Annotated in this window: 9 protein-coding genes; 4 read left to right on the top strand and 5 right to left on the bottom strand. The window is 59.0% G+C overall.

Annotation, left to right across the window (positions count from 1 at the left end; genetic code table 11):
* From AAC126_RS20050 to AAC126_RS20040, 3 genes are all read left to right on the top strand, one after another.
* On the top strand, window positions 1-219 hold a 219-nt coding region (locus tag AAC126_RS20050; RefSeq protein WP_339856823.1), incomplete at its 5' end, for a GMC oxidoreductase.
* A complete protein-coding gene (locus AAC126_RS20045; protein WP_339856819.1) occupies window positions 216-2,015 on the top strand; it encodes a hypothetical protein in 1,800 nt (599 codons plus the stop codon). The genes AAC126_RS20050 and AAC126_RS20045, both read left to right, overlap by 4 nt.
* Window positions 2,016-2,027: 12 nt before the next feature.
* Window positions 2,028-3,218: an acyl-CoA dehydrogenase family protein gene (locus tag AAC126_RS20040; RefSeq protein WP_339856816.1), complete on the top strand. Its 1,191-nt coding sequence runs from the start codon at window positions 2,028-2,030 to the stop codon at window positions 3,216-3,218.
* Between the two features lie 68 nt (window positions 3,219-3,286).
* On the opposite strand, the gene AAC126_RS20035 is transcribed toward AAC126_RS20040, so the two are convergent.
* Window positions 3,287-3,859 carry a hypothetical protein gene (locus AAC126_RS20035; protein ID WP_339856813.1) on the bottom strand — a complete coding sequence of 191 codons (573 nt, stop codon included), beginning with the start codon at window positions 3,857-3,859 and terminating at the stop codon, window positions 3,287-3,289.
* A gap of 162 nt (window positions 3,860-4,021) precedes the next feature.
* Between AAC126_RS20035 and AAC126_RS20030 the strand changes: the two genes are divergently transcribed.
* Complete coding sequence (locus AAC126_RS20030) at window positions 4,022-6,430, top strand: methyl-accepting chemotaxis protein (RefSeq protein WP_339856810.1); 2,409 nt, start codon at window positions 4,022-4,024, stop codon at window positions 6,428-6,430.
* 5 nt (window positions 6,431-6,435) lie between these two features.
* Here the strand turns inward: AAC126_RS20030 and AAC126_RS20025 are convergent, their stop codons facing one another.
* From AAC126_RS20025 to AAC126_RS20010, 4 genes are all read right to left on the bottom strand, one after another.
* A complete protein-coding gene (locus AAC126_RS20025) occupies window positions 6,436-7,668 on the bottom strand; it encodes an MFS transporter (RefSeq protein ID WP_339856807.1) in 1,233 nt (410 codons plus the stop codon).
* Between the two features lie 84 nt (window positions 7,669-7,752).
* Window positions 7,753-8,568 carry an ABC transporter permease gene (locus AAC126_RS20020; protein ID WP_339856804.1) on the bottom strand — a complete coding sequence of 272 codons (816 nt, stop codon included), beginning with the start codon at window positions 8,566-8,568 and terminating at the stop codon, window positions 7,753-7,755.
* Complete coding sequence (locus tag AAC126_RS20015) at window positions 8,568-9,470, bottom strand: ABC transporter permease (RefSeq protein WP_339856802.1); 903 nt, start codon at window positions 9,468-9,470, stop codon at window positions 8,568-8,570. The genes AAC126_RS20020 and AAC126_RS20015 overlap by 1 nt, the downstream gene beginning before the upstream one ends.
* Window positions 9,471-9,475: 5 nt before the next feature.
* A partial coding sequence (locus tag AAC126_RS20010; protein ID WP_339856799.1) for a TOBE domain-containing protein occupies window positions 9,476-10,279 on the bottom strand: 804 nt, incomplete at its 5' end.

The raw sequence follows: 10,279 nt of genomic DNA, 5'->3' as shown, positions 1-10,279 counted from the left end.
AAAGGCGGCACCATCTTCCACCCGACCAGCACCTGCCGCATGGGCGCCGATCCGAAAGCCGTGGTCGATGCCCGGCTGCGGGTGCACGGCATTACGGGTCTGCGTGTCGCCGATTGCTCGATCATGCCAACGGTCGTTTCCGGCAATACGAACGCGCCCGCCATGATGATCGGCGAAAAGGCCTCGGCAATGATCCTGGAAGACAACCGGGGAAAATGATCTTCGTGCCGGAAAGCCCTACGCTTGCCCAAGCAAAGGCTGCGCTTGACCTGGGCGAACCGGCCAAAGCCGCGGAAATCGCGGAAGCCGTCGCTCGATCCAGCATCAATGAGACCGAAACGGCTCAAGCATTGCATTTCTCTGGATTAATGCAGGCTCAGGCGGGTCGGCCGCACGCAGGCAGCGCCCGGATCAGGAGGGCGTTGCTGCTTTCTCCCGAACGGGCAAGCGCATGGGCAAATCTGGCGCAATGTTCCAGCACAGCAGGCAACCTTCTCAGCCTCGCCCGACGAGGGATAATGACAAACCCTCGTGCCTCGCTCGCGTGGGCTATGTTGAGCGTTGCGCACCACAAACGTGCTCAAGAGGAACGGGCTGAGCGCCGGTTCCCGGCCGCCCTCGATCATTCAAGGCGCTCCCTGCTCCTCAGACCAAACTACGCGGAGGCGATGCACGGGTTCGTCATTGAGAAACGCTGGAACGGTCTCCTGGATGCCCCGGACTGCCTGATTGACCGATGTCTTCAGATCCTCGCCCGGGTGACCAAAGTACCGGGGCACCCGATTATGACGTTCGGCCCTTTTGCCGGACTGCGGGATCAGTTGGAGGCCGCCGTCGGGGCCGGCGGTACGCTTGGCCTGCACCGTGATTTTGCAAGACGGTCTCCGGGTTCAGGCAAGCCACTCCATATTGGCTATATCGGCAGTTATCTGAAAGAACATGCCCTCGCCCTTGCCCTGCCGGAGCTGTTCCGGCGCCATGACCGAACAAACTTCCAGTTCACCCTCTATATCGCGCCAGATGCGACCGGAGCGACTGATTGCAACGATTCAATCCGGGATTGTGGCATCGAGATCGTCAGCCTTTCCGGCCTTGATGGCGCCCAGCAAGCAGAACGCCTCAGACAGGACGGCGTGGATATCCTCTCGGATCTGGACGGATTTCTCTCGCAGGACCCGCTCGACATTATGCAACACGATCCGGCACCGATCTGCGTCAATTACTTCGGCTTCCCTGGAACCTGCGGAACACTACACGACTACATCATAGGCGATGCCCGACTCATTCCACCAACCGCACGATCCGGCTATGGTGAACGAATTATCCATCTGCCCCATTGCTATATGCCCTTCGATGGTGGTCGCCCGGTCTCGCCTACACCCAACCGGGTGAGCGCCGGATTGCCTGAAGACGCTTTCGTCTTTCTCGGGTTTCACAGCCAGAACAAAGTCGCTGCAGACGCTTTTGCCTCCTGGATGCGATGCCTGCGCGAAGTCCCTGACAGCGTTATCTGGATGCTGGACCATGGTGACAGTCACAGGACGAACCTACTGTCCGCCGCCCAGCGTCATGGGGTAGCACCAGAACGTGTTATTTTCGCTCCCAAACTGAACAATGAAAATCATCTCGCCAGACTTTCACTTGCGGATTTGTACCTCGACAACAGCTGGTTCAATGCACACACGACGGGCGCGGATGCCCTATGGCGCGGCCTGCCGATAGTCACAATCGCTGGTGAGACGTTCGCCTCCAGAGTCGGCACGTCTTTGTTATACGCCGCCGGGCTACCCGATCTCGTGACACAGTCACCGGAAGAGCAAGCAGATATATCTATCTCTCTGGCGCAAGCACCCCGACGCATGGCCGCACTCCGAAGTCACCTGAAGAGCGCGGTCAAAACGGCCCCTCTCTTCGATATGCAATCTTATGCACGCGCACTGGAGCGCGCATACCAGACAATGGCCGAAAGAGCCCGTCAAAATCTGCCGCCGGCAGACATAACGATACAACCCTAGGGAGCAAACAAAATGGATTTCAGCGAGGATCCAGTCATTGAGGCCGTGCGCGACACCGTGCACCGGGTTTATGAAGCCGAAATTGCACCTAAAATTGCGGCGTACGAAGCCTCCGGCGATTTCCCCTACGAGATCATCCGGGCCATGGGCGATGCTGGCCTGTTCGGGGCCGCTTTCCCCGAGGAGATGGGCGGGACGGCAATGGGGTTCGCGGCGGTAGGAACGATCGCCGAGGAGATTTCACGCCTCTCTCCGGGGTTTGGCTATGCCATGAACATGCAGGCCATGACCTGTCCATTCACCATTCTCAATTGGGGAACCGCGGAACAGGCACAGCATTTCGTTCCGGAACTCATCTCGGGCCGGAAGATCGGCATGTTCGCCCTGACCGAGCCCGGCGGCGGCTCCGACCCAGGCGGCGCCATGCGGACCGTGGCGAAGCGCGATGGCGACAGCTATGTGCTGAACGGCTCCAAGATCTGGATCACCTTCTCAAATGCCGCCGATGTCGGTGTGCTCTTCGCGAAAACAGACCCGGACGCCGGGAAACGCGGGATTTCCGCATTCATTGTCGAGCCGAAGAAGACGCCCGGTTTCACTGCCCGGCCGATTGAAATGCGCCCGCTCTCCAATTGCCTGCGCTCCTGTGAGGTTTTTCTGGAAGACTTCCGGGTGCCTGCGGAGAACCTGCTAGGCAAGGAGGGAGAAGGCCTGAAAGTCGCTTTGAATGCACTGGAATATGGGCGTCTGACCGTCTCCGGACGGCTGATCGGTCTGGCCCAGGCCTGCTTTGACGAAACCTTGCGCTATGCAAGGGAGCGGGAAGTCGGAGGGCAAAAAATCGGTGCGTATCAAATGGTGCAGCAACCGATTGCCGATATTGCCGTCGGCATCGATGCGGCACGACTGATGATGCGGCGCATGGCCTGGCTGATGGATCAGGGGGAGCGCTCGACGCGCGCTGCGGCACGCGCGAAATATCTAGCCTCCGAAGTTGCCCAGAAAGCCGCACAGACCGCGCGTGATACATTCGCCGCCTATGCCCTCGCGGAGGAATATCCGATCAACACGTTATCCGCCTATGTGAACATGCTGACCGTTGGCGAAGGCACCCCGAACGTACAGCGCATCCTGATCGCGGAAGACGCACTCGGCTTCAAGACAGCCGACCGGCATCCGGTCATGAACCCGCTGAGGCGTTAGACAGTACGGTAAACTGAAAAGGCCGCCCGAAGGCGGCCTCTCAGATCAGGTTTCGACTGAACAAAAGCTCAGAGCTTCTCGACGTTCACACCAATGGTGATGGCACCGATAGGGGTTCCGCCGTCACTGATGGTCGCGGACAGCTGGGACTGAAATGCCCCGGAACTCTCGTCGAACTCAACCTCATCGATGAAAATGGCATCGGGACCGGCACCGAAGGTCTTCTGGTGCTTGCCTTCATCGCCCTGCATGTAGTCGGACGTCAGGTCGCTAAGGCCGACATTGAGACCTTTCGCGTCCATAACGAACGCTTCGGCAATCTTGCCGCCGGCTTCTTCCTTCTTTTTCTTCAGCCATGCGGAAAGCGGATTTCCGGAAACCTTGTTCACGAGGTCACCGCTACCCGCCTTTGCTTCGGCACGCCACTGCTTGTCGAGCGCATCAATCTTCGCCGCATCAAAGCCGGCCGTTTCCGCATTCTGAGCCTTGATTGCCTCAATCACCGCCGGATCGGTAAGCCATGCTTTTACAGTGCTGTTATAGAATTCCTTGATCTGTGGCTCGAAGTCATTCGCTGCGGCCGGCATGGCGAAAATCATGGTCAAGGCGAGTGCGGCAAGTCCGTTCAGCATTTTTTTCATGAGTGTCTCCTCCTCCTCAATCTGCCTTCCCGTATAGGAAAGCAATCATGTGAACACATGATTAACGATATTGCGCGCAACTTCATTAATACCTTATTAAATTGTGATTGTTATTTATCTGATAATATATTGTTTCGATAGTCAGTAATGTCAGGGCTCGCCATGCGCATTGGATTTCGGATTGCCTCTGGTTTCACCGTAACCCTGCTGATTGCCGGAGGTGTGGGACTAATCGGTTATTTCGGACTTACCCGATATGACAGGGACATCACACTTACCCTCCATCTCCTGGATGCCGTAGACACTTTCAGGGGGGCGAATGCCCAGGCCGACCTTTATGCATTCAGCCGCGAGCAACAATATTTCGATCAGGCCATCACCGGCACCCGGACAACGAACGAGAGACTCTCAAGCATCGTCTCAAGTGGAGAAACGGATCCGGCGATCGCCATAATGAACGAGGAAGTCGCCTCCTATCAGGCCAAGCTTGAGGAACTGCACTCCGTCAACACCGAAACCAAGGCCATCACCGCCTCCATGGCCGCCGAAGCCGAGGAAATCAAGGGAAGCGCGGCAAAACTAAGCGCCGCAGCGGCCGACGCATTCAAGGCAAGCCACGAGGCCGAGGCGACCGCAGCAGAAAATCGTGAAAGCAGCATCGCGGTCATGAATGCCTCGAATGCGCTCCTCGCAAACGGCAATGCAATCCGGGCCGCCGAAGCGGCCTACCGGCTGGAACGCACCGATGGGAACAAATCAGAGCTCGAAAACGGTACCAAACGTCTGTTTCTCGACGCACTCTCCCTTCGGAAATCGGCCAAGGGTACGGCAGCCGAACCGGCGGCAGGTAAAGTTGCGCAACTCACCGTGGCCTATCGCAAGCTCTTCTCGGCTCTTGTCGAAGATATCGCGGACGGTGGCTCCCAGGCTCTGGCCCTGTTCGCTGAACTATCCGAAACGAGCAAGGCCCTGACGCAGACCGCACAAGACATCCTCAAGGACCGCGCGACCGCTCTCACCGAAGCAAATGAACAATATGCCCAGGCGAAAGACCGGGGGTCCGAGGCGACAAACGCCCGTATAGCTGCTCTTGAGATGGTTATCGCGGCAGACAACATGGCGACCGAAACCCAAAGCTATATCGTCACCACGGAAGAGACGGATCGCGAGGCAGGAAAAGCCGCGATCAGTGCGGAAGTTTCCAGAGTTTTCTCGAAAGCGCTTGTCGTGAAAAAAGCGCTTCCGGAAGAATTCGGGAAGATCGCCATCGAAGCAGCAAAGGCCGCCAAGAGCTTCCGCAACCGTGTCGATACAGTCGACGAGGCATTGGCGAAGCAGGCCGAAATCGAAGCCGAGATGCGCAGGGTCGAGTCACAAAATGAAGAACTCACCAGCGCCTTCAAGAGCGACAAGCTCGCAGACCTGAAAGACCTGAAAGAGCAATCCGTTCAGTCGATCCTGCTTGGCACCGGAGGCGGCGTTGCAATCGGCTTCATTCTCGCCTTCCTCATTGCCCGCAGCATCGTCAGGCCGATATCCGCAATCACGGGGTCGATGAACGGCCTCGCCAGCGGCGATCTTGAAAGCGAAATCCCGATGACCAACCGCAAGGACGAGATCGCCGAAATGGCCCGCGCGGTCCAGGTCTTCAAGGACAATGCGAACGAAATGAAGCGCATGGAGCATCAGCAGGAAGAATCCGAGCGCCGCACGGCGGAAGAAAAGCGCCGGCAAATGGCGGAGCTTGCGGACAATTTCGAAAGCTCCGTGAAATCCATTGCGCAACGCGTCGCCGATGCCGGAGGCACCATGGAAGGGTCTGCGGGCGAAGTGAGTGAGGCAATTGCCAAAACGCACGACCAGGCCGCCGCGGTAGCCGCCGCTTCAACCCAAGCCAGCGCGAATGTCCAGACCGTGGCTGCGGCGACGTCGGAGCTGACCGCCTCCATTCAGGAAATCAGCCGGCAAATCGCCATTTCGAACGACAAATCCCGCGATGCCTCACAGCGTGCGGAGCATTCTGTTGCCTTGATGGGGAATCTGCGCAAGGCAGTCGGCGAAATCACCGAAGTCGTGCAATTGATTCAGGAAATCGCAGAGCAAACCAATCTCCTGGCCCTGAACGCGACCATTGAGGCCGCCCGTGCAGGCGATGCCGGCAAGGGTTTCGCCGTCGTCGCCTCCGAGGTGAAGAACCTGGCAACGCAGACCGCTCAAGCGACGGAGCGGGTCTCCGAACGTGTGGCCGCTATTCAGCAGGAAACAGACAGCGCGTCCCTCAACATGGAATCCGTCTCGAAAGTTATCGAGGAGCTCGGTGAAATCTCCGCCAGCATCGCGGCCGCCATGGAAGAGCAGACGTCCGCCACTCAGGAAATCGCCCGCAATATCGAGGAGGCCAGCGTCAGTGCCGATGATGTTGCCCGCAATATCGAAGGCGTGAATTCAAGCGCCGAAATCTCGGGCGGTGCCGCCGATGCCGTCAGCGGACGGGCCCGCGAGCTCACGACGCAAATCCAGAATCTCAACCGACAGGTTGAGGAATTCCTCGTGGAAGTCCGGCAAAAATAAAGGCGTCACTCAGGATCGGGTGCGGTGCCGACTGTCCAGAACAGACCCGCCCCGATCAACGCCGCCAGCGTGCAGCCAATGAAGGCAGCGGTGTAGCCATCGGTCAGGTCAAACAGCAGACCGGAAAAGAACGCGCCCGACGCCGCACCAAGCCCCTGCCCGAAATTCGCCGCACCGAGGATCGCCCCGATGCCGGAGCCGGAGAACCGGCGCGCCATCAGCGTCGTGATGATCGGCCCGCGCGCGCCCATGCTGAGACCGAAACAGACGATATAGACGACCAGCAAAATACCGGTACTGTCGGCCGGAACCAGAGCCAGCGCACCGATGGCGATCACCGTGAGCCCGTAACTGCCGGTCGCGACGATCCGATGCCCGAAACGGTCCGCCGCCATGCCTGTCGCCGTCATGCCGAAGAAAGACAGCATGCCCGCCGTTCCGAATGCGAAGGCCGCCTGCTGCTCGCTCATTCCTCCGCTGACCAGATAGGCAACCGATTGCAGACTGATGCCGTAAATTGAGACCGCCGTAACGAAGAAGATGACAAAGAAGGCCCAGAACTCCAGGGTCTTCAGCGCGACCATCAGGGTCGGCCCGGACTGCCCGGCCTGCCGGTTATGACGGCGCGGATTGCCGGGGGCGCCTTCCGCGATACGGCCCCAGGGCAGAAACAGCACGAAAACACAGAGCGTTGCGAAAACCAGGGCATACCAGCCATAGGCATCCCGCCAGCCCTGCCGGGAGATCAGATATTCCGCCAGCGGCGCCATGATCAGCGTGCCGATGCCAAGTCCGCCATACGTCATGGAAAGCGCCGTCGCCAGCCCCTTGTCGAACCAGCGGCTGACCACGGCCTGGGCCGGTGCCAGGCCGATCAGCGCCGCGCCAAAACCGCAGAACCCGCCAATGGCGATCTGGAACTGCCAGAGATCGGACAGTGACCCGGCGGCATAATAGCCAATGGCAAGCGAGCCGAGACCGATCGCATAAACCAGACGGCCGCCGAACCGGTCGAACAAGTGACCGGCCAGAGGGGCGAAAAATCCGGTCGCGGCCATGAAGAGGGAATAAACCGACGTCGCCGAAGACCGGTCCCAGCCAAATTCGGCGGAGAGCGGAAGCAGAAAGACGGCGTAACTCTCCCCTGCTCCCCGGCCCAGCGCCGTCATGCCGAGACACAGGGCGAGAACACCGAGGGCGCCAACCAAAATGGCGCCCGCTCCGCGAAATAGCGGCATCAGAAGAGTACTCCGGCAACGATCAATATGCAGCGGCCAGACTAGGCCCTGACAGCCGCTACCGAAAGACGCCGGTCTGGCACTTCAGTCGCCCGATTTTCTGAAAAGCTGGGTCAGGATAAGAAGCGAGGAAGAAATCACGATCATGATGGTCGAGATCGACGCGATGGTCGGATCGATCTGATCCCTCAGCGCGTTGAACATGTTCCGGGTCAGGGTCGAGTTTTCACCGCCGGAGACGAACATGGCGACGATCACTTCGTCAAAGGATGTCAGGAACGACAACAGAGCCGCCGTCATGACCGAGAAGCGGATCTGCGGCAGGGTCACATCCATAAAGGCCGTGAAGCGCGAGGCCCCCAGACTGCGGGCCGCCATCTCCAGATTCATGTCAAAGCTCTTCAGGGCCGCGCTGATCACGATCAGAACCAGCGGCAGCGCCAGAATAGAATGCGCGATCACCAGCCCGAACATGCTGTTGACCATCTTGATCTGAACGAAGACGTAGAAAGCCGCGATCGCGATCAGGATCACCGGAATCATGATAGGCGTGATCAGCAATACATAGAACATCCGGCTTAGCGGGTGCTTTGTGACGAACAGGCCATAGGCCGCAGCGGTGCCGATCGGCGTCGCCAGACACATGGTGAAGAACCCGGCCTTCAGCGACGTCCAGGTCGCCTGGATCCATTCCGGCGAGTTGAGATAATGCTCATACCAGCGCAGCGACCATTCCCGAGGCGGGAACTCGAGATATTGCGAGGCCGAGAACGACATCGGGATCACGATGATGGTCGGCGCGACCAGCAGAATCATGATCACCGTCGCCAGAATGTAGAGCCAAAGGCGTTGGCCGTGGGTGATCTGGGTTTCGGACGCGGGACGATTGAGCCAGCTCATCAGTGACCTCCCCCAAGCACGCTATCCAGCTTCAGCAAGCGGGACGCCGCGAGCAGGATTGCCAGTGTGATGACCAGCAACACGACACCGAGCGCACTGGCGGCACCCCAGTTGAAGAACAGCTCGATATTGCTGGTGATCTGCATGGAGACCATGATCACCTTGCCGCCCCCAAGCACAGCCGGCGTCACGAAGAAACCGAGACAAAGCACGAAGACGATCAGCGCACCAGCGAACAGGCCCGGCAGCGATAGCGGGAAGAAGATATTCCAGAATGTCTGGCTGGGCCCCGCACCGAGATTGGACGAGGCTTTCAGATAATCGGCACTGATGGCTTTCATGGAACCGTAGAGCGGCAACACCAGGAACGGCAGCATGATATGCACCATGCCGATCAGCGTACCGTTCAGATTATGAACCAGCTTCAGGGGCTCATCCCAGAGCCCTAGATCAATCGCCCAGCTGTTGATCAGCCCCTTGCGTTGCAGCAGAACCAGCCAGGCGTAGGTCCGGACCAGCAAAGATGTCCAGAACGGCAGCAGCACGGTCAGCATGCAGAGCGCCGCCATTCGCGAGGAAAGCTGCGACAGGAAATAGGCAAGCGGATAGCCGATCAGGATGCAGAGGCCCGTGGTCATGAAGCTGACCTCGAATGTCGTCATGAAGATCCGGCCATAGGCCTTGCTCTCCAGCATCCGGTTGTAATGTTCGAGCGAGAAGCTGCCGTCATCCGCCAGAAACGACAGATAGAAGAGCCAGCCGACCGGAACCACCATGACAATCAGAACAGTCAGGATCGCGGGAGAAGCAAGACCCAGCAAGGCCCATTCTTCCCGCCTGGACTGCTTCAGCAGCTTCGTTTCATTGGCGCGGGTTTCCGATCCGATGCTCATCTCGCTCATCGGGTTCAGCCCTCCTCACGTGGAATGAGGACGGCGTCAGCACTCTTCAGGCCAAGCTCTACCCGGTCTCCAACGGAGGCTTTCTCGATCGGCTCGCCGGTCCGGGTTCCCGCCCTGACGGTCAAATCCGTGCCATCGGCAAGCGTGACATAAGCCAGCACCGTATCGCCCTGATAGACCATCTCGCGGACGGTCCCCACAAAAACGTTGGTATCCGGCGGAGGCGGCCCGTCCAGAATGCTGAGCCGCTCCGGACGGACCACCAGAGACAGTTTGCCGGCTGCAGGGAGCGCGCCCGTTTTCAGTTCCGATCCGGAAAAGCTTACCCGGTCCCCATCGCGCTCAACCTGCAGAAAGGTGGACTCGCCGATGAATTCGGCGATGAAACGGTTGGCCGGTCGCTCGTAGATCGTGCGCGGTGTGTCCAGCTGCATCAGCCGGCCGTGATTGATGACCGCAATGCGGTCCGACATGGTCAGCGCCTCGCGCTGATCGTGGGTCACATAGACCGTGGTCATGCCCAACTTTTCATGCAGATGGCGGAGCTCAATCTGCATATGTTCGCGCAAGTTCTTGTCGAGCGCGGACAGCGGCTCGTCCATCAGCAGGATGCGCGGGCTGAACACGATGGCGCGGGCAAGCGCGACACGCTGTTTCTGACCGCCGGAAAGCTGACTGATCCGGCGCTCTCCATAACCGCCGAGCTGAACGGTATCGAGAGCGTTCGCCACCAGTTTTTCCGTCTCGGCCTTCGATGTTTTCCGGAGCTTCAGCGGGTAGCCGACATTCGCGGCGACGGTCATGTGCGG

It is taken from the genome of uncultured Nisaea sp. (genome assembly GCF_963974195.1).
Taxonomy (GTDB): domain Bacteria; phylum Pseudomonadota; class Alphaproteobacteria; order Thalassobaculales; family Thalassobaculaceae; genus Nisaea.
The sequence above is the reverse complement of the archived record's forward strand: the minus strand, read 5'-3'. Positions and strand labels throughout refer to the sequence as shown.

What these genes read in the sequence shown, in the direction of transcription:
- AAC126_RS20040 (WP_339856816.1), top strand. Translation starts at nt 2,028, where the DNA reads ATGGATTTCAGCGAGGATCCAGTCATTGAGGCCGTGCGCGACACCGTG.
- AAC126_RS20025 (WP_339856807.1), bottom strand. Translation starts at nt 7,668, where the DNA reads ATGCCGCTATTTCGCGGAGCGGGCGCCATTTTGGTTGGCGCCCTCGGT.
- AAC126_RS20030 (WP_339856810.1), top strand. Translation starts at nt 4,022, where the DNA reads ATGCGCATTGGATTTCGGATTGCCTCTGGTTTCACCGTAACCCTGCTG.
- AAC126_RS20020 (WP_339856804.1), bottom strand. Translation starts at nt 8,568, where the DNA reads ATGAGCTGGCTCAATCGTCCCGCGTCCGAAACCCAGATCACCCACGGC.
- AAC126_RS20015 (WP_339856802.1), bottom strand. Translation starts at nt 9,470, where the DNA reads ATGAGCGAGATGAGCATCGGATCGGAAACCCGCGCCAATGAAACGAAG.
- AAC126_RS20035 (WP_339856813.1), bottom strand. Translation starts at nt 3,859, where the DNA reads ATGAAAAAAATGCTGAACGGACTTGCCGCACTCGCCTTGACCATGATT.
- AAC126_RS20045 (WP_339856819.1), top strand. Translation starts at nt 216, where the DNA reads ATGATCTTCGTGCCGGAAAGCCCTACGCTTGCCCAAGCAAAGGCTGCG.